The 18,165-nt window shown below is 49.9% G+C and carries 17 protein-coding genes; 9 read left to right on the top strand and 8 right to left on the bottom strand.

Annotated elements, in window-relative coordinates; genetic code table 11:
• Window positions 1-33 precede the first annotated feature (33 nt).
• Window positions 34-1,677 (bottom strand): Na+/H+ antiporter, encoded by a 1,644-nt coding sequence (locus AC3QL0_RS13525; RefSeq protein ID WP_493008946.1) that lies wholly within the window; start codon window positions 1,675-1,677, stop codon window positions 34-36.
• 126 nt (window positions 1,678-1,803) lie between these two features.
• Here AC3QL0_RS13525 and AC3QL0_RS13520 point away from each other — a divergent pair, with 126 nt between their 5' ends.
• The 4 genes from AC3QL0_RS13520 to AC3QL0_RS13505 are packed head-to-tail and all read left to right on the top strand — an operon-like array spanning window position 1,804 to window position 6,414.
• Window positions 1,804-2,070 (top strand): YtcA family lipoprotein, encoded by a 267-nt coding sequence (locus tag AC3QL0_RS13520; RefSeq protein WP_135864971.1) that lies wholly within the window; start codon window positions 1,804-1,806, stop codon window positions 2,068-2,070.
• 5 nt (window positions 2,071-2,075) lie between these two features.
• Window positions 2,076-3,134 (top strand): multidrug transporter subunit MdtN, encoded by a 1,059-nt coding sequence (mdtN, locus tag AC3QL0_RS13515; protein ID WP_493008945.1) that lies wholly within the window; start codon window positions 2,076-2,078, stop codon window positions 3,132-3,134.
• Complete coding sequence (locus AC3QL0_RS13510) at window positions 3,134-4,966, top strand: FUSC family protein (RefSeq protein ID WP_493008944.1); 1,833 nt, start codon at window positions 3,134-3,136, stop codon at window positions 4,964-4,966. The genes mdtN and AC3QL0_RS13510 overlap by 1 nt, the downstream gene beginning before the upstream one ends.
• A complete protein-coding gene (locus tag AC3QL0_RS13505) occupies window positions 4,963-6,414 on the top strand; it encodes a TolC family protein (RefSeq protein WP_493008943.1) in 1,452 nt (483 codons plus the stop codon). Before AC3QL0_RS13510 ends, AC3QL0_RS13505 begins: the two co-directional genes overlap by 4 nt.
• Window positions 6,415-6,466: 52 nt before the next feature.
• Here the strand turns inward: AC3QL0_RS13505 and AC3QL0_RS13500 are convergent, their stop codons facing one another.
• Both AC3QL0_RS13500 and AC3QL0_RS13495 read right to left on the bottom strand, forming a co-directional pair.
• The gene (locus tag AC3QL0_RS13500) at window positions 6,467-7,861 is read right to left on the bottom strand and encodes an amidase (RefSeq protein ID WP_493008942.1); all 1,395 of its coding nucleotides are present in this window, start codon (window positions 7,859-7,861) and stop codon (window positions 6,467-6,469) included.
• A gap of 31 nt (window positions 7,862-7,892) precedes the next feature.
• A complete protein-coding gene (locus tag AC3QL0_RS13495) occupies window positions 7,893-9,923 on the bottom strand; it encodes an LTA synthase family protein (RefSeq protein WP_493008941.1) in 2,031 nt (676 codons plus the stop codon).
• Between the two features lie 273 nt (window positions 9,924-10,196).
• Between AC3QL0_RS13495 and AC3QL0_RS13490 the strand changes: the two genes are divergently transcribed.
• The 3 genes from AC3QL0_RS13490 (at window position 10,197) to serA (ending at window position 13,999) form a co-directional block, all read left to right on the top strand.
• Window positions 10,197-11,393, top strand: coding sequence for an amino acid aminotransferase (locus AC3QL0_RS13490; protein WP_493008940.1), 1,197 nt, complete (start codon window positions 10,197-10,199; stop codon window positions 11,391-11,393).
• Window positions 11,394-11,686: 293 nt separating this feature from the next.
• Complete coding sequence (locus tag AC3QL0_RS13485; RefSeq protein WP_493010997.1) at window positions 11,687-12,640, top strand: cytochrome-c peroxidase; 954 nt, start codon at window positions 11,687-11,689, stop codon at window positions 12,638-12,640.
• A 153-nt stretch (window positions 12,641-12,793) separates the two neighbouring features.
• The gene (gene serA / locus AC3QL0_RS13480; protein ID WP_493008939.1) at window positions 12,794-13,999 is read left to right on the top strand and encodes a phosphoglycerate dehydrogenase; all 1,206 of its coding nucleotides are present in this window, start codon (window positions 12,794-12,796) and stop codon (window positions 13,997-13,999) included.
• Window positions 14,000-14,196: 197 nt separating this feature from the next.
• Here serA and AC3QL0_RS13475 read toward each other — a convergent pair whose 3' ends face one another.
• Both AC3QL0_RS13475 and AC3QL0_RS13470 read right to left on the bottom strand, forming a co-directional pair.
• Window positions 14,197-14,691, bottom strand: a complete 495-nt coding sequence (locus AC3QL0_RS13475; RefSeq protein ID WP_493008938.1) for an RrF2 family transcriptional regulator — start codon at window positions 14,689-14,691, stop codon at window positions 14,197-14,199.
• Window positions 14,682-15,095, bottom strand: coding sequence for a group III truncated hemoglobin (locus AC3QL0_RS13470; protein ID WP_493008937.1), 414 nt, complete (start codon window positions 15,093-15,095; stop codon window positions 14,682-14,684). Before AC3QL0_RS13470 ends, AC3QL0_RS13475 begins: the two co-directional genes overlap by 10 nt.
• 172 nt (window positions 15,096-15,267) lie before the next feature.
• Between AC3QL0_RS13470 and AC3QL0_RS13465 the strand changes: the two genes are divergently transcribed.
• Together AC3QL0_RS13465 and AC3QL0_RS13460 are read left to right on the top strand one after the other, a co-directional pair.
• Window positions 15,268-15,609, top strand: a complete 342-nt coding sequence (locus tag AC3QL0_RS13465) for a protein tyrosine phosphatase family protein (protein WP_135865243.1) — start codon at window positions 15,268-15,270, stop codon at window positions 15,607-15,609.
• 94 nt (window positions 15,610-15,703) lie between these two features.
• A complete protein-coding gene (locus AC3QL0_RS13460; protein ID WP_135865242.1) occupies window positions 15,704-16,171 on the top strand; it encodes a universal stress protein in 468 nt (155 codons plus the stop codon).
• 56 nt (window positions 16,172-16,227) lie between these two features.
• On the opposite strand, the gene AC3QL0_RS13455 is transcribed toward AC3QL0_RS13460, so the two are convergent.
• From AC3QL0_RS13455 to AC3QL0_RS13445, 3 genes are all read right to left on the bottom strand, one after another.
• Window positions 16,228-16,362 (bottom strand): MFS transporter small subunit, encoded by a 135-nt coding sequence (locus AC3QL0_RS13455; protein ID WP_493008936.1) that lies wholly within the window; start codon window positions 16,360-16,362, stop codon window positions 16,228-16,230.
• Window positions 16,363-16,374: 12 nt separating this feature from the next.
• Window positions 16,375-17,784, bottom strand: coding sequence for an L-lactate MFS transporter (locus tag AC3QL0_RS13450; RefSeq protein ID WP_493008935.1), 1,410 nt, complete (start codon window positions 17,782-17,784; stop codon window positions 16,375-16,377).
• Window positions 17,785-17,894: 110 nt separating this feature from the next.
• Entirely contained in the window at window positions 17,895-18,152 is a 258-nt protein-coding gene (locus AC3QL0_RS13445; protein WP_493008934.1) for a formate dehydrogenase subunit delta, read from the bottom strand.
• Window positions 18,153-18,165 lie beyond the last annotated feature (13 nt).

The raw sequence follows: 18,165 nt of genomic DNA, 5'->3' as shown, positions 1-18,165 counted from the left end.
GTGTTATACACAGGGGCGGGGGATAACCTACTTTTATCCCAAACGCATTTCGTTTATATCTAGGCGGTGAGTCATTTCGCGCGCGAGTTCATCAGAGATCTTCTGCTGTCTTGCTAGTTTGAAAATAGTGCTGCGAGCCGCGTGTAGGGCGGCTTTGGTCAAACGCATTTCCATCTCGTATTGTTGGCGTGTCACGCCTTGGGTGTCAGAGTGATCTGGGCTACCTAGGGCTTCATGCAGATTATCGAGGACGCGTTGTAGGGTGTCTTCACCATGCTGCTCAAAGAAATCGTGATAAAGCTCCTTTTCTTTTTCCACAAGGGTGGCAAGAATACGGTTGGCTTCATCGTGGGCGCTATTCCAGGCAAGCAAGCGTTGTTCTTCTCGCTCGGAGTACTGGGCTTTAGCCTGATTTTTTAGAAAATAGGGCAGTGCAATACTGGCCGTAATCAGCGAGACAATAATCACACTGGCTGCGAGGAACACCGCTAAGTCTCGGGCAGGAAAAGGCGTGTTATGTCCTAATGTTAAGGGCAGCGACATCACACCAGCCAAGGTCACTGCGCCCCTGACACCGCCAAAAGATATGAGCCACAGTACACGAGAACTTAATTGTTCTGGCAGGTTCTGTGGACGATAGCGTTTGGGCAGCTTATTTAATATCCACAAGATGGCAGCCACCCACACGAATCGAAACAGCGACAGCACTATACAAATGACCAAGGCATAGAGCAGCATCCAGCTAGGGTTTTGATGACCGGTTTCGCGAACCACATCCATCGCACCGTAGAAGATTCCAGGTAACTGTTCGCCCAGTAAAACAAACATTGTGCCGTTTAGGGTGAATTGCAGCATGTCCCACACGACGTAGCGGCGTACGCGAGTCATGGCGCCTTCTAAACCAGACAGGTCGGAGTGCGCCAAGGTAATACCAGCTGCTACAGCAGCAAGAATGCCTGAGGCTTCTAAATGTTCAGCCAGCATGTAGGCACAAAACGGCATCAGCAGGCTAAAGAGTATTTCAGAGCCTGCCTCTTCGCCATAACGTCTGATGAATTGATTGCGTACGAAAATCAGTGCGCGGGCAACCACCATACCGGCTAACAGCCCTACGATGGCTACCCACAAAAAAGACAGGGTGGCTGATGACAGGACAAAGGTGCCAGTCGCCGTCGCGGCTACTGCCAACCTGAAGGCTACCAAACCGCTGGCGTCATTAAATAGTGCCTCGCCTTCCAAGAGCGACATGATGCGCTTGGGTACGGGTAGTTTGCGAGTGATCCCGGATACCGCTACGGCGTCTGTAGGGGACACAATAGCCGCCAAGGCAAAAGCCACTGGCAAAGGCATGGCAGGGATCATCCAATTGATCAAATACCCTAGGCCCACAACTGTAATCAGTACCAAGCCAAAGGCAAGGTGGAAAATACCTAACCTATCGCGACGTAGGCTGTCTTTGGGTATACGCCAACCATCCATAAACAAGAGTGGTGGCAGAAAGAGGAAAAAGAAGATATCAGGATTAAGCGCAATCCCCTCGTTAAACACGCCCGAAATCAACATGCCCAAGGCTATCTGAATAAGCGGCAACGGAAAGGGGATGGGTAAAATCCGTAATATGGCACCGCTAATTAAAACTGCAATAAAAATGGTCAGAATAAGACTGATCAGTTCCACGGTTTTTCCTTTGTTGTCTTTATTCTACTGAAAGCCCAAAGGGGCATCGTTTGATAGATGGGGGCAGTGTTACTATCTTGTTTGCATTTTACGAGTTTGTCGTGTCCTGGCTCAAAGGTATTGTGAATGAAACCCCTTAAGCTGTTGTTTCTTTTTTTTATAGCCACCTTATCTGGGTGCGGCCAGGCTAGAGCACCATCTTTTCTTTTATTTGGTTCGTATTTCCCTTCTTGGTTAATAGGCGTAGGCGTTTCTATTCCTATCGTGCTGCTGATTAGAATGGTGATGATACGTACAGGTATAGAAGAATACATACCTGCACGTTTATTGGTTTATGTGTCCATGGTGGTGTTGTGCACCATGGCGTTCGCTTTTATTTATTCTCCGCGTTGAACGTTATGGCTGATACCAGACAGCATCTTGCGAAAAAAAATCTGGCACGGGTAATCGCTGTGCTGGTGGTCGCCCTGGCAGTATTCATTGGTTATTTTTTTTGGGGTTTTCTTAAAAATCACCCTGTATCTGAAGATGCCACCATTCAAGCAGAGATTGTGCATATTAGTTCTGCTGTGCCAGGGAAAATCATAGAACTGAATGTGAAAGAGGGCGATCGCGTCACTAAAGATGCGGTGCTGTTTCGCTTAGATCCCGAAGTTTATGAGTTGCGTGTGCAGCAAGCTAAAGCTGAAGTGGCTGTAGCGACAGCAACCTTGGCAACCATTAAACGTCATATACGTGCTGAAACCTCTAATGCGTCTATTGCTGATGAGCAAATACGCCGGGCACAGACAAATTTGGAATTAGCGAGCAGAACGGTACAACGTTTGCGTCCATTGGCTCAAAAAGGCTACGTGACCAAACAAGAGTTAGATACGGCAGTAACGGTAGAGCGTGATGCGCGTGTGAGCCTAACCCAAGCGCAATCCCAAGCCGAAGCAGCAGAAGCATTAATTGGTGAAACTGCCGCTGCTGAAGCTACCTTGGAAGTTGCACAAGTGGCCTTGGCGTTAGCTGAAAAAGCGTTGGATGACACCGTTATACGCGCCCCAAATAATGGTTTAGTAGTGGGCCTGCATGTGTCGGAAGGCGAACGCTTGTTGCCTGACCAGTCGTTATTCACCTTGATTAATTCAGACCACTGGTTTGCCACGGCTTATTATCGCGAAACAGATTTACCCGCCATAGAGTTGGGTTCGTGCGCGACGGTCTATACCATGATGGCTCCTAAGCGTACTATTGAAGGTAAGGTGGTAGACATAGGGTGGGGGGTCAGCACTGAAGACATGTTGTCGTTGCCGCGCTCATTGCCTTTCGTGCAGAAATCACTGAACTGGGTGCGGGTGGCACAGCGCTTCCCCGTACGTGTCCAATTGGATAATCCTCCTGCTGAATTAATGCGCATGGGGGCATCAGCCTCTGTCTCCATACGCTCTGGCGATGCGTGTCAGGAGCACTGATGTCGGCAGCACTATGGCAAGCCATCAAAGCCGAGCTAGTACCTTTTGAAGGTAGGCTAGGGATGGCATGGCGTGTAGCGGCGATTTGTTCGCTTACCGCAATGGTGTTCATGATTTATCAAATACCACTAGTAGCGATTGGCTGCTATTTAGTGTTGTTTCTGATTCGCCCCAATACGGCTGAAAGTATGCTGATGGCCATTGGCATTTGTGTGCTGGTGTCGTTAGTGGTGGTGCTGCTGTTCATGTTGACCCGACTGGCTGTAGAAAGCCCGTTGTGGATCATGACCATTATTGCGGTGGGCTCGTTTGTCTTTCTCTATTTAGGCGCCGCCAGCAAGCTAGGGCCAGCAGGCAGTATTTTGGCCTTGGTGGTGGCATTTATTATGACGCTGGTGGGCTACGTGCCTTTTGGTGAAGTCGCGACCCGCGCCATTTTGTATGCATGGTTAATGGCGCTGACTCCTATGGGCGTCTTGTTGGCCTTCTTAGCGGTGGTGGGGCCGTCGCCACGTCGGTTGACCCGCCAACGGCTAGCAGAACGTTTGCAGTTGGTGGCCGCCAGTTTGCGACAAACAGCAGACCTGTCAGACTTAGAAACCGCTTTGCGTGAGGGCAATGACTTCCTCACTAAAACCATTATTTTTGTGAAGCTCTTTAGTTTGAGCACCCGTGCCGAACTACAGCGCATACAAGCACTGCAACACAATAGCTATCAGTTGTTATTGGCGTGCAAAGCGCTGACACGATCATCTCAGCGTGATGCTGATAGCGCTGAGTGGTTGGCAGAACGTTGCGAGGCATGGGCTGCTGCGGTGTTGTGCGGCGAAGCGGCTGAAGATATCACTGTCCCGACGTTGCAACTGCCTAATAGCGCCTGGCAACGTATCGCGTATTTGGTAGAGCATGTGGTGGAGTCTTTGCCACCAAAAGAAAAAAGTCCTACGTCGGGTTTCTTTTTACCGGATGCACGAACTAATCCTACTTATCAGTATTACGCGCTGAAAACGACTGCAGCGGCCATCATTTGTTATCTGGTGTACACCGCTTTGCAATGGCAAGACATACACACAGCCATGATCACCTGCTATGTGGTGGCCTTGGGCACTACGGGTGAAACGGTACACAAGCTGACCCTACGTATCGTGGGATGTTTGATTGGTGCAGCGTTAGGTGTAGGCTCGCTCTTATTGTTGATGCCATACATGACGTCCATCGGCGAGCTGATGTTGCTGGTGTTTGCCGGCACTTTATGTGCAGCGTGGGTGTCAGTAGGCTCTGAGCGTATCTCATACGCCGGTGTACAAATTGGCCTAGCATTTTTGCTGACGGTACTACAAGGTTTTGGGCCAGATGTAGAGCTGTCTGTAGCGATGGACCGTATTCTGGGGGTGTTGCTGGGGAATGCCGTGATGTATGTGATGTTTACGCGGGTTTGGCCGTGGAGCACCACTAAAGCGGTAACGCAGCGTTTACAGCAGTTGCTAGGTTGGTGGCGAGAAAAAGCTGCTGCGCAGCCCACATGGCAAGCATCGCAATGGCAGGATGTGGGTGAATACATTGTGGGTGAAGTGGCAACGGTTAGAGAGCAACTGGTGATGCGGCACTTTGAGCCTACCGCCTTACGCCCCGCTACACAGCAACAACAGGTATTGCTGACTATGCCCGATGCCTTAGAAACGTTGTATTTGCAGGCAGCATTCCCGCAGCACGACGTTACCGAACAACAGGCAGCCGAGTTAGTGCAGGCCTTAGAGAAATTGGATCAACAGCTGTTGGATAGCGCAACGGACGATGTGGGGTCGTTGGCTATGGCAAAGGGACAAGAATGAAAGAGCCATTACGTACAACGGCAGTGAAACGGATGACGGTGATAGCACTGGGGGCGCTGCTCAGTGGCTGTGCTTACACCAGCATAGAGCGCGCACCAGCACAGCATGATAAACCGTGGCAGGGCAATAAGAGCATGGTGGCTTCTATGGCTTACCAACCTGCTGGGGTAACGCTAGAAGAAGGACACGAGTACGGCTTGGCCGAACTTATAGATTTAGGCCAGCGTAACAACATGGAAACGCGACAGGCGTGGAATCGAGCTCGTGAGGCTGCTTTGTCGGTGGGCTTGGTGGAAGCCACCTTCTTGCCGGTATTAAGTGCTAACGTGATTGCTGGACACCAACGTTCCTCAAGTCCATCACCCTTGGCTAATTTGGGCGGCGGTGATCGTATCCGTACGTCGGTAGAGGGTGTGGTGCCCGCCTTAACCTTAGGGTGGTTATTGTTTGACTTCGGTAAGCGCGAAGCCTTACTAGAGGGGGCTGAACATATCTCGTTCGCCAGTAATGTGTTGTTTAACGCTGTGCATAAAAAAGTCATACGCGATGTGACGGATCAGTTTTATCAGTACAACACCGCCAGACACCGAGCACAACTGGCACAAGAGGCTCTGAAAAATTACCAAGCAGTAGAAGACGCTGTGACGGCGCGTTTGAATGCGGGTGTGGCGACACGTTTAGACCTAGTGATGGCACAGCAAGCGGTTGCCCAAGCCAAATTGTATGTGGTGACCAGCCAAGGCTTAGAGAAAAATGCGTACCTGACCCTATTGAAAGTGGTGGGCGTGAACCCCGCCGAACAGGTCAATATTGCCTCAGCAGTAGATCACCGTTTACCAGCTCCGGCTGATCCCATGACAGAGCAGGTATTACAGAAAGCGATTCTGGAGCGGGACGACGTGGCTGCGGCGTATGCAGCGTTAAAAGCCGCAGAAGCGGGCGTCAAAGTGGCTAAGGCTGACTTTATGCCTAGCGTTTTTATGGGTGCAGTACTCGCGAAAAATCGTACGCAGTTTGATGTGCAAGACCTACCTATTCCTTTACCCGGGCTAACCAACCGCTCTACCTCTACCGGGGTGTTGGTGGGTGTGAGCATCCCTATCTTTGATGGTGGCTTGCGTAGCACGTTATTGAGTAAAGCAGAGATCCATAGGCAAGAAGCAGAAAACACGTTGCAAGCGTTGCAGCGTGATGCGTTGCGTGAAATTATTGCTGCGGAAACGATGTTGGATTCGGCATTGCAAAGTTACCAAACCGCGACCGATTTAGTGAATGCAGCTGAGACAGCATATGACGCTGCGTTGGATGCTTATCAAGTCGGTGTAGGCACCATTACCATGGCAACCGAAGCGGCTAGTGCTGTATTGTTGGCCAAGCAAGCGCAAGTAGATGCGCATAGCGCATCGTTAATCGCTGCGGCGAACTTAGCCTTTGTGATGGGTGAGTAAAACAAAACAGGCCGCATGATGCGGTCTGTTTGTTGTGAGCTATGCGCTATGGTTACAGCGCCGGTGTACCGAGAATCTGTTGCCCTGTACCCAGTTGTTTTTCTATGGCACGACCAATAGATAACAAGCGTCGTTCCTGTCTATTGGCGCACATCAACTGCAAGCCTACAGGTAAGCCCAAGCTGTCTGCACCTACTGGCATGCTCAGCGCACACAAATCCAGCAAGTTAGCGATAGAGGTATTGCGCAGTGTCAGCAGGTTGGCGTGACGGTACGCATCGGTTTGGCGCATGGCTTCAATAGTAGGTGGGGCAATAGCGATAGTAGGAGTCATCACCACATCTACCATTTGGAATAGTGGTTTAACTTGCTCTGCCCCCGTGTCCAATACGCGGCGTCGGCGTAGGTATTCATTGGACGTCATGGTGCTGGCAGCTTCTACACGCATTTGCACCATAGGATCTAAACGCTCTAACCACTCAGGCAAGCTGTTGTGCAAAAGGTCGGACAGCTCAGGCGCACCTAATCCACCCACTTTAAACACGTCATACACTTCATTGCAGTGAGGAATGTGTACGGGTACTAGCGTAGCCCCCCATTGCTCGAATTTGCCCAAAGTTTGGCGTATGAGTTGTTCAATATCGGGCGATACGTCATCCCAGAAGAAGTGCTCCGGTACACCAATGCGCAAACCTTGTAGGCTATGTAAGGCTGGTACAGCGCTGTCATCGTGATTGATGTGGCTATCCATCGCGCAGAAAGCAAACGCTAAATCTTCTACGCTACGTGCCAACAATCCGGGAGTGTCCAGCGTGGGGGATAGCGGCACGATATGCTGGTTTGACCACAGTTGAGCGCTCAGTTTCAGCCCGGTTGTACCGGTAAACGATGCTGGTATACGCACTGAGCCAGCAGTGTCTGTACCCAGAGCCAACAAGGCACTACCTTGCAGCAAACTTACCCCAGCACCAGAGCTAGAGCCACCAGGTACACGGTGCTCACCTTGTACAGACCACGGATTAACGGGTGTACCCCAGTGGGCATTGGTGCCTATGCCGCCAAAGGCAAATTCCACCGTATGGGTTTTGCCGGTAATGGGGGCGAGCTGAGACAACAGACTACGCACCACAGGACCTGCTTGTTGCCAGTTACTGGGCAGCGCATGAGAGGAACCCGCAAACACAGGCATATCAGGCACGCCGTATAAGTCTTTGACGGATGTAGGAATCCCCATCAATGGGCCCAGATCAATACCTTGCTTAAGCAAACTATCAATGGCGCCAGCTTGTTTTTGTGCGGCCGCGCCATTCCAGTGTTTATAGGCGTGCAACACCGGTTCGTGTTGGGCATAGTTCTGTGCGCACTCTTGCATCAAATCGTGGGCGCTTAGCGAGCCATCGCGTAGTTGTTGATGCAAAGACTGTAGAGAAGCTGTCTGTGTGGTCATGGGTAGTCTCGTATTCTGATTGTTGCTGGTATTAGTGCTTATGCTGCTTAGTCGAAATGGCTTGATGGCGAATGCGCCAGTCGCTCAGTGCTAGGCAAGCCAGCTGACGCTTTCCTTGTGCCACGAGTTGGGCAGAAGGGGTGTCAGTAGGTTGTAGTTCACCACGCTCATTCCAATTCAGGTAATGGGGTTTCCACAGGTTGCTGATGGCACCTTTGTCGCTGATGGAGACGCCATTGCCGCCATCAGAGGAAGAAAGAGTCATGGCCGTTGCTTCAGTAGGTGCTGCTGGGGTATAGAGGTCGCGGCCAGACGAGCGAGGTAGTGGTTGAGCTGGCAAAGAGTGTGCCCATAGCGTCGGGAAAATGTCTCGATGACTGCTCCATGCATGCAAATCTATAGGCGCTGTGGCATGTTTATAGGCTGTAGGAATGTAGAACAAAATGGGCACACCAAATTTATAGGCTAGCTTGGTGCTGTCAGGGTAAGCAAACAGCGTTCTGCCGTTGTGGTCTCCGGAGGCAGCAAACAAGGTGTGATCCAGTAGTTTCTGGTGTTCCAGTGTATTGAGGAACTCACCTAGTGCATTGTTGGCGTACTGGTAGGTCTGTAAAATGGATAAGCCTGTAGCGGCATCGGTAGCCATGTCCGCACCCAGAGCAGCCGTATCTAATGCAGCAGGTGTGTAGTGAGCAGGAATGCGATAGGGTGGGTGGTTGGTGACAGACAGCATAAACAGCATGACTTTTTCACCGTGCTCATCAGCATCTTTGAGTAGCTCAGCGGCATATTTGAACATCCACTCGTCATCTAAGCCCCAAGTGTGGGAAGAGGCATCAGGGAAGCGTGTGCGAATGTCGTTTTCGTCATGCACTTCATCAAAGCCTTGTCGGAGTAACACTGTATTCAGTTGTCGCCAACTACCAGGGCCAGCGGTCACAAATACGGTGCGGTAGCCGGCATCTTTATAGGGCTTGATACGCGATGTGTCGTAGCTTTGATAACCATAGCGACTTTGGGTAAGTGGCGAGATAGGCGTGTCGAGTAACACCGCCTCTAGACTTGGGTGTGTACCATTTTCTGAGGAAATAGCACGATCGAAATAGTCAGCCTTGCCCTCTACCCAAGGGCGTAGTTGGCCTAGAACGTCGTTTTTTTTGGGATCATCATAGTCCATTAACTGACGTCCCCAGGATTCCATCAGTGCTACTACGACGTGTGGTGCAGGCGTATCAGCTGTAAATGTCGCCGGATATGCTTGAAAGAGTAGGCTGTTCTCGTCCAGTGTTGAATCTGGGTAGTCATAGCATTGCTGCGCTGCCTCTTGCCATGAGGCAAGACCGGCTAGCCGAAGTGCGACATCGGGATCAGTGCCTAAGTCATTACTTTGGCGTTCTTTGCGTGCTAAATCTAAGGCATGCAGCCCACTGGGTACTAAGCTATTCACAAATGTATCTGAGGAAACTGTCATGTGCATGCTGCGCAATGGAAACTTGCCTACGCTGCCACGCCCCAACAATGCCAGCACTGCAACGCTACCAATGACGAGCACAGCTAAGCCAGCGGCACTGCTGTGTGATAGAGGATGCGATAGTCGGTACTGCCCCCACCGTTTAGCCAACCACCATTGCACGCCGCTACCAATAAAGATCAGTGCGAGCAAGGAAATAACAGGGAAGTCTTGCCACATGGTTTGCACAATGGCAGAGGTGTCGTCCTCACCAAAACCGAAGATCAATGCATTGATGGGGCCTTGGTAAAAGGTGAAGTAATAGAAGTTCACCACGCTCAGCAGATTCAGCGCTACCAGTAATACAAAAGCGTAAATTAGGAAGAAGGCGTAAAAACCTTTCCAAAGTGTTGCTGAGACCCTATAAAACACCAAGCTGATCAAAATAAAAGGCCCCATTAGGATGGCCAAGAACTTAAGATCAAAGCGTAGACCTATCCAGAATGCGCGCCCCACATCCGCTTGAAACAATGAAATGTTGGCGGGGCCTTGAAAGTACAGTAAGGCAAGTCTGGCCAGCGCTAATCCTAGTACAGCCAGTAGTATCAGCATCCATACAGTGCGAAACAGGCAAGACCAGCGGGTACGGAAAGAGGGGGCGGGTGAGGCGTGAAAGACGGTGCGCATGAAGTGCAAGAGGCTATTTTAGGTTTGAATATGTTGTCTGTATGCGATGGATACAGTATAGCTGGGAACTGTGCGGACAAATGGCCCCTTGCATGAGTACAATTCACTAAGATGTGGTTCTATGATAATTGCATCGGTTTTATAGCAAGCGTTCCTGATTGAATGATGTGAGCGCATGAATCCTGAGGATTTTCAATAATGTTTGAACATATTGACGCATATGCTGGCGATCCTATCTTTAAGTTGGTTGAGCTGTTCCAAGCTGATCCACGTAAAGATAAGGTGAACCTAACTATTGGCCTTTACTATGATGAAGAAGGGAAAATTCCCTTACTGGCATCAGTCCAAGAAGCGGAGAAGCGCAGCGCGGCGTTGAAAAAGCCACGAGCGTATCTGCCTATGGAAGGTCTGGCTAGCTACCGTCAGGCTGTTCAGCATTTGTTGTTTGGTGCGGATAGCGTTGCTGTGAAAGACGAGCGCGTCGTCACTGTACAAACACTGGGTGGTACAGGCGCACTGAAAATTGGTGCCGATTTCCTGCACAAAGCATTCCCGGCTGCTGAAGCACGTGTAAGTGATCCAGCTTGGGATAACTATTACGCGGTGTTCCAAGGCGCTGGCGTACCTACATCGTCATACCGTTACTACGATGCTAAAACTCAAGGCTTGAATTTCACAGCCATGATGGAAGACATCGCTGCGTTGCCAGCACACACTATCGTGGTGCTGAACCCATGTTGTCACAATCCTACCGGTGTTGATCCTAGCGCAGAGCAGTGGGCTCAGTTGATCCCTGTGCTGAAAGAGCGCAACTTGATCCCATTTGTGGATATCGCCTACCAAGGTTTTGGTCGTGGTCTGGAGGAAGACACCTCCGTTATCCGCAGCATGGTAGATGCAGGCCTAACTTTCTTGGTCGCTAGCTCCTTCTCCAAAAACTTCTCTTACTACGGCGAGCGTTGCGGTGCATTGTCCATCGTATGCCAAAGCAAAGAAGAAGCGAGCCGCGTACAAGGTCAATTGAAAGCTACGATCCGTCGTGTGTACTCCAACCCACCTACACAAGGTGCTCAAGCGATTGCAGCCGTGTTGCAAGATGCGGAACTATTCAAACAGTGGGATGCTGAAGTAGCCGAAATGCGTGATCGTATTGCGACCATGCGTAAATTGGCTCACGAAAAACTGAAGCAAAAAGCGCCGAACTACGACTCCAGCTACTTTGTGGATCAGTTTGGTATGTTCTGCTACACCGGTCTGACTAAAGAGCAAATCCTGCGCTTGCGCGATGAATTTGGTGTGTACATGCTGGAATCCGGTCGCGTTTGCGTACCTGGTTTGAACAGTGGCAATATTGATTACTTCGTGGACGCTGTAGCCGCTGTAGTAGCACCGTAAATACCAAAAAGGTACATGGTGCTGTATGGCGCAAGTCTATTTTTAAGGCCCATTTCATGGGCCTTTTTTTTTGCCTGTCGCATTTAGGGCACTGTTACATCAAATGTGACAAAGTTTTAACGGTACTTGAGTTGGCTCAAAGGACGGCCAGAGGAAGAGGGCTAGAGTAGTTGTGACAGCAGTAGGGTTTTTCCAAGATTCTACCTGCCGTCATTCTGGCACTACTTAATTTGAAGGAAGTCATTATGAAGCCATTAAGAGCCTCTGTACTTGCTTTGTCGATTGCACTGGGTATGTCTAGCTTTGCCATGGCGCAAAGCAATGAACCTGTGCAACCAATCCCCGAAGCAAAAGCAGGCGATCCAGCCAAAATCGAGTTGGGTAAAAAACTGTTCTTTGAACCACGTTTGTCCAAATCTGGGTTTATTTCCTGTAACTCGTGTCACAACATGAGCCGTGGTGGTTCAGATAACCTGCCTACCTCGATCGGGGACAAATGGCAGCAAGGTCCTATCAACTCGCCAACCGTCTTGAACTCCAGCCTGAACTTGGCACAGTTCTGGGATGGCCGTGCAGGTGACTTGCGTGAACAGGCCGGTGGCCCTATCGCTAACCCAATGGAAATGGGCTTTACCCACGAATTGGCTGTTGGCATGCTGAATTCTATTCCTCAGTACGTTGCTGAGTTTCAGGCTGTGTACAACAAGCCTGTGATTGGTATAGACGAAGTGACCGATGCGATTGCTGCATTTGAAGAGACGCTGGTCACACCTGACTCTCCTTTTGACTTATGGTTGAAAGGCGATAAAGATGCCATCACAGATCAGCAGTTAGCGGGTTACCAACTGTTTAAAAACAGTGGCTGTATTGCGTGCCACAACGGTCCAAACTTGGGCGGTAGTTCCTACCAAAAAATGGGTCTAGTTGAGCCATATCAAACAGCGAATGCGGCCGAAGGCCGTGCAGCGGTAACAGGTGTTGATGCGGATCGCTTCAACTTCAAAGTACCTACACTGCGTAATGTAGAAATGACCTATCCTTACTTCCACGATGGTGCGGTGAGTACCTTGACTGAAGCGGTAGACATCATGGGTAGATTGCAGTTGGGCAAGAAATTTACGTCTGAAGAAAATTCCCAAATTGTGGCGTTTCTGAAGTCGTTGACAGGTAAGCAGCCACAAATCGTGTTGCCAATTCTGCCTCCATCGGCTGATGAGACTCCACGTCCTACACCGTTTGATTCCTAATCAACGGTTATGCCTAGAAAGCCCGGCACTACGCTGGGCTTTTTTGTGGGTGTGGCGTAGCTGCAAAGCAGTGTTCTGCACTTGCTATTAGCTTGAGGCAGGGTTTACGATATAAACAGTACTATTTTTATCCTATTTGTTCTGGGAACTCTCATGAAGCGTATTGTTCTGTTCGAAAATATTCACCCCAGTGCTCGCGAAGTATTTGAAGCAGCCGGCTATACCGATATCGTGACGTATAAGTCTGCGCTCAATGGTGAAGAACTGCTGGACGCGCTGTCTGGCGCGGAAATTGTGGGTATACGCTCTCGTACTCAGCTGGATCAGAATGTGCTGTTGGCAGCGCCTTCGGTGCAAGCCATTGGGTGTTTTTGTATAGGCACCAACCAAGTCGATTTGAGCGTTGCTGCGCAAGCCGGTATTCCTGTGTTTAACGCACCGTTCTCCAACACCCGCTCGGTGGCTGAGCTTGTGTTGGGTGAAGCTATTTTGCTGTTGCGCCGTATTCCTGAAAAGAACGCTCGTGTGCACCAAGGCTTCTGGGATAAATCAGCAGACGGCGCTTACGAAATTCGCGGTAAAACACTAGGTATTATTGGTTACGGGAACATTGGCTCGCAAATTGGTACCTTGGCAGAGGCTTTGGGTATGCGCGTGTTGTTCCACGACGTAGAAACCAAACTTCCTTTGGGCAATACCAAACCTTTTGTATCCCTGAAACGCTTGTTGGAACAGTCCGATATCGTGACCTTACACGTACCGGGTGGCGAACGTACTAAAAACATCATTAATGAGCAAACACTGGCGCAGATGAAGCCAGGTTCTATTTTGATTAATGCGTCGCGTGGTACGGTGGTCGACATTGATGCCTTGCACGCTGCGTTGACGAGCGGTCATTTGGCTGGTGCAGCGCTAGACGTGTTCCCTGTTGAGCCTAAAGGAGTGAACGAGCCTCTAGATAGCCCATTACGTGGCTTGAGTAACGTGATCCTGACACCGCACATTGGTGGTAGTACACAAGAGTCTCAAGAAAACATTGGCCGTGAAGTAGCCGAAAAACTGGTGCTGTTCTCACGTAGTGGCGCGACTAAAGGGGCGGTGAACTTCCCTGAAGTCCCTTACGTAGAGTGTGCTGGTGCAGCGCGTATTTTGCATATGCATCAGAACGTTCCCGGTGCTATGGGGGCACTCAGCAATGTGTTGGCAGAAAGCGGCTTGAATATCGTTGGTCAGCAACTGCAAACACGTGGTCAACTGGGCTATGCCGTGACCGATGTGGATGCGCCTGTTTCTGATGAGGTTCTGAATAAACTACGTGTACAACCTGGTACCGTTCGGTGTGATACGTTGAAAGCGTAAGCTGCTTCTACGTATAGCGCGTAGGTTGTAGAGAAACCTCTGGTGTGTAGCCAGAGGTTTTTTGTTTTCAGCGGTACTTATTGCTGAGGCGGGGACAGATGAAGACTATGACTAGCAGTGGCGAGTAAGCGTGCTGCTGTATTCATCGCACATGCTGGGGGACGGCAGGAAAGCTTTTTGTGATTTGAGACACCAAATCAAAAAAGTTTCCTATCTGTCCCCACGGATGTTTTGAGTGTAGGTAGTTTGACAGCACGTTCTGTACTTTGAGGCTGCAGCATCCGCTGTAGTCCATCATCGTTAACCAGATCAGCCAGAGTATAGCGATCTAGGTAGGCAAAGAAAGCCTGTAATGCCCCGTAGAGTATGCCGGTTAGTTTGCAGCAGCCCTGCAGCACACAGGATGACCCAGGCCCCATGCATTCCACCAACTGACAGTCGGCCTCAGTCTGACGCAGTAATTGTCCTAAAGGCAGGGTATGCGCAACTTGGGCGATTTGTAGCCCGCCGCCTTTACCGCGACTGCTGTCTACCCAACCGTGTAGGCTAAGCTGATGGGCAATCTTCATTAGATGCATGCGGGAAATGTCGTAGTGGGCGGCGATATCGGCAATGGTATGCCGTTGCCCTGGGTTAGCCGCCAGAAACATCAGTAATCGCAGCGCATAATCGCTGCTGAGGTTTAGGCGCATGCTGTGCCGCAGTTCAATTCGCGGGGTGGGGCGTCGGGATTCTGATCTATTTGGTAACCCATCCATAAGCTGCGGGCGATGCGTTTTGCAAATTCACGCGCATGTTGGGCCAATTGCTGATTGGGATGGCGTGATGTGCTGATTTCAAACTGAGCTAACCATGTACAGAATAATTCGGCGCTGAGCTCAGGTAAGCGAGCATGTTTCATCATGGGCGAGCCAGAATAGCGTGCACTACGACACAGTAAGGAAGACCAGAAATCAACCATGATGGTTAAGTGATGATCCCAATCTTGTATGTGTTTATTGAAGATAGGGCCTAGTACGTTGTGCTGACGTATATCGTCATAAAAGTCATGTACCAACTGGTGAATTTCAGCTTCGGTATAAGTGTCTAGTGTCATGGCAAGAAACGCTGCGCTTAAAGATGAATATAAAAATCATCTTATGATTGTGGCAAAGAGCGGTCAAGCATAAAAGGTAAGTCTGGTGACAGGGTGAAAAAGGGCTATCACAAAGTGATGACTACTGTTTACTATAGGGGCTTGATGATTTTCAGTATTTTCGGAGTGTAGGATGGCATTTGATTTTCACCGTATTAATGATGATTTTGCCGTGGCCCCTCAACTGAGTGCAGACGATATGCAAGCAGTAGCCGAAGCCGGATTTAAAAGTGTGATTATTAACCGTCCAGACGGTGAAGGTGGTGCGAATCAGCCTGCCTCGGACGATGTAATGAACGCCGCAAAAACCGCTGGGTTGCAAGTGGTATATCAGCCTGTGATTAGCGGCCAGATGACAGTAGATAACGTAGAGACTTTTGCGGGTCTGCTGCAAAGTATGCCTCAGCCCATCTTGGCATATTGTCGTACCGGCACGCGTTGTGCCAATTTGTACTATGCGGCCACAGAAGCCTGATATAACTCAAGTATTGCGGTAATTCAGTATTGCTGCGATGGAGTAATAGGCTTAGGCTATTGATAATCGTATTTATTCAATGGGGAGTACTCTCATGTTCAAAAAAATTCTGATCCCTACAGATGGTTCCGCGTTGTCCGCTCAGGCAGCCAACAAAGGTGTATGTTTTGCAAAACAGATTGGCGCTGAAGTGGTAGCGTTGCACGTGACTCAGCCTTTTGCAGCCACCGTTGGTTTTGATGGTATGGCAGCTGCTTACGCTATTACCGACGAAGACTACGAAAAAACGGCTTCTGAGCAAGCGAATAAATACTTGAAAGCTGTATTGGATCGCGCTGAAACTGCTGGTGTGCCAGTGACTTCCCGCTCTGTGTCCAACTTCAATGTGGCTGACGGTCTGGTGAAAGCCGCTGAAGAAGAAGGTTGCGACCTAATTTTCATCGGCTCACACGGCCGTAGTGGCTTGTCCCGCTTGTTGCTGGGTAGTGTAACTGCCAAAGTATTGAACATGGCTCGCTGCGCAGTGCTGGTGTACCGTGTAAATCAACAAGAGAACGACTAAGTGTTGCGCCGCTGTTGAGCAAATAAAAAAGCCACGTAATGTGGCTTTTTTATTGTCTATTTAAACAGAGCACTGGCTTTTACCAGTGTTTCCCATACGCCTATGAGCAAAGGGATACTTACGTACAGCCAGAACAGTGCTAACAGCACGGGAGAGGTCTTTTTGACAGTGGTAGAGGTAGGTTGTGTCATCTTGGTCTCCTGTTACTCAGCGGGCTGCAGAGAGCGCAGTGATGCGTCCGCAGGTTTATCGGAAGGCATGTGGTGTTTGGCATTTACAGGGCGAACCATCAGGTTACACAAGAAACCAATCACTAATAGCCCGGCCATGATGTACATGGTGGTGGTATAGGCTTGCGAAGCCGGCACACCGTTATCGACTTGGTACTGACGAATGTAGTTCACCAGCACAGGGCCCAGCACACCAGCTACCGACCATGCGGTTAACAAACGACCATGAATACCACCCACAAAGCGCGTGCCGAAAAGGTCAGCTAAGTAGGCAGGAATAGTCGCGAAGCCACCGCCATACATAGACATAATCACAAAGTACGCAATCACGAACAATGCTACGTTACCGGCAGAACCAAAGCCTGGCACGGTGAAGTACAGTACAGACCCCAAGATGAAGAAGATCATGTAGGTAGTTTTGCGGCCAATGTAATCGGATACGGATGACCAGAAAAAACGACCCAACATGTTAGCCAAGGACAGCAAGCCTACAAACCCAGCGGCAGCGGCAGGTGTGATGCTGGCAAAACTATCTTGGATCATGACCGATGCTTGACCCAGTACTCCAATACCAGCGGTCACGTTCAAGCACAGAATCCACCATAGCAACCAAAATTGCGGTGTTTTCAGGGCTTGGTCAATATGCACGTGATTACGGGAAATCAGCGCGTTTTGTACTACGGGTGGTGTCCAACCTTCAGGTTTCCAGTCTGGCGCAGGAATACGCACGGCCAGTGAACCGATAGTCATGGAGATAAAGTACAAACACCCCATCACCACAAAGGTTTGGGTAACGCCCATAGATGTGGGGGAGGCAAAGTAATCCATCAACCCTACAGATAATGGCGAGGCAATAAAGGCACCACCACCAAAGCCCATGATGGCCATACCTGTAGCCATACCGCGCTTATCGGGGAACCACTTGATTAGGGTAGACACAGGCGAAACATAGCCTACACCCAACCCTATACCCCCGAGCACTCCATAGCCTAAATACACTAACCAAATCTGGTGCAAGTGTATACCTAGCGCCGCTACCATAAAGCCACCACCAAAACAGCAGGCAGCAGTGAACATGGCTTTGCGGGGGCCTACTTCTTCCAACCATTTACCCGCGAATGCGGCGGATAAACCTAGGAAGACGATGGCCAAGCTGAAAATCCAGCCTAAGGTGGGGAGTGTCCAGTCATCGGGTGCCGAGGAGGTAATCCCCAACAGTCGAGTCATGGGTTCGTTGAAAACGGAAAAAGCATAAGCCTGGCCAATACACAGGTGTACAGCCAGAGCCGCTGGAGGAATCATCCAGCGGTTAAAACCAGGACCTGCCGTAATACGGGCTTTACTGAAAAAGCCATTGGAAGCTTGAGCATTAGATGTGCTCATGTTTGTCTCCTTATTCGCCATATGCTTGTAGTTGGCGTTAGTACTATTGTTTTTTAGGAAGCTAGGAGCCGGGGATAGACTGCCCCGGTCAGGTAGGTACTACAAACAGCTCAGGCGGTTAGTGCTGCAGGATCCAGTTTGGTCCTGTAGCGAGTGATTGACTCCATAACAATGGCAGAGAGTTCGCCCTTGTCACTTTTGCCATCAGGATGTTCATCTAGGTAGTTGAACAATGATTGCCGCATGCGGGGATCCCAGAACAAGCGGATATGGTTGGCAATACCTTCTAGAGACTCTTCACGATTAGGTTGAGACTCAAAAAAAGTTCCTATGCGATTGACCATCGGTATCAGGCTTTTACTATTCATAATCCATCGCCCA

This window comes from Paenalcaligenes sp. GW821-LYS-B07-1 (assembly GCF_058803365.1).
The sequence above is the reverse complement of the archived record's forward strand: the minus strand, read 5'-3'. Positions and strand labels throughout refer to the sequence as shown.

Coding starts and splice junctions, on each gene's coding strand:
- AC3QL0_RS13520 (WP_135864971.1), top strand. CDS start 1,804: ATGAAACCCCTTAAGCTGTTGTTTCTTTTTTTTATAGCCACCTTATCT.
- mdtN (WP_493008945.1), top strand. CDS start 2,076: ATGGCTGATACCAGACAGCATCTTGCGAAAAAAAATCTGGCACGGGTA.
- AC3QL0_RS13510 (WP_493008944.1), top strand. CDS start 3,134: ATGTCGGCAGCACTATGGCAAGCCATCAAAGCCGAGCTAGTACCTTTT.
- AC3QL0_RS13505 (WP_493008943.1), top strand. CDS start 4,963: ATGAAAGAGCCATTACGTACAACGGCAGTGAAACGGATGACGGTGATA.
- AC3QL0_RS13500 (WP_493008942.1), bottom strand. CDS start 7,861: ATGACCACACAGACAGCTTCTCTACAGTCTTTGCATCAACAACTACGC.
- AC3QL0_RS13495 (WP_493008941.1), bottom strand. CDS start 9,923: ATGCTGATACTACTGGCTGTACTAGGATTAGCGCTGGCCAGACTTGCC.
- AC3QL0_RS13490 (WP_493008940.1), top strand. CDS start 10,197: ATGTTTGAACATATTGACGCATATGCTGGCGATCCTATCTTTAAGTTG.
- AC3QL0_RS13485 (WP_493010997.1), top strand. CDS start 11,687: ATGTCTAGCTTTGCCATGGCGCAAAGCAATGAACCTGTGCAACCAATC.
- serA (WP_493008939.1), top strand. CDS start 12,794: ATGAAGCGTATTGTTCTGTTCGAAAATATTCACCCCAGTGCTCGCGAA.
- AC3QL0_RS13475 (WP_493008938.1), bottom strand. CDS start 14,691: ATGCGCCTAAACCTCAGCAGCGATTATGCGCTGCGATTACTGATGTTT.
- AC3QL0_RS13470 (WP_493008937.1), bottom strand. CDS start 15,095: ATGACACTAGACACTTATACCGAAGCTGAAATTCACCAGTTGGTACAT.
- AC3QL0_RS13465 (WP_135865243.1), top strand. CDS start 15,268: ATGGCATTTGATTTTCACCGTATTAATGATGATTTTGCCGTGGCCCCT.
- AC3QL0_RS13460 (WP_135865242.1), top strand. CDS start 15,704: ATGTTCAAAAAAATTCTGATCCCTACAGATGGTTCCGCGTTGTCCGCT.
- AC3QL0_RS13455 (WP_493008936.1), bottom strand. CDS start 16,362: ATGACACAACCTACCTCTACCACTGTCAAAAAGACCTCTCCCGTGCTG.
- AC3QL0_RS13450 (WP_493008935.1), bottom strand. CDS start 17,784: ATGAGCACATCTAATGCTCAAGCTTCCAATGGCTTTTTCAGTAAAGCC.
- AC3QL0_RS13445 (WP_493008934.1), bottom strand. CDS start 18,152: ATGAATAGTAAAAGCCTGATACCGATGGTCAATCGCATAGGAACTTTT.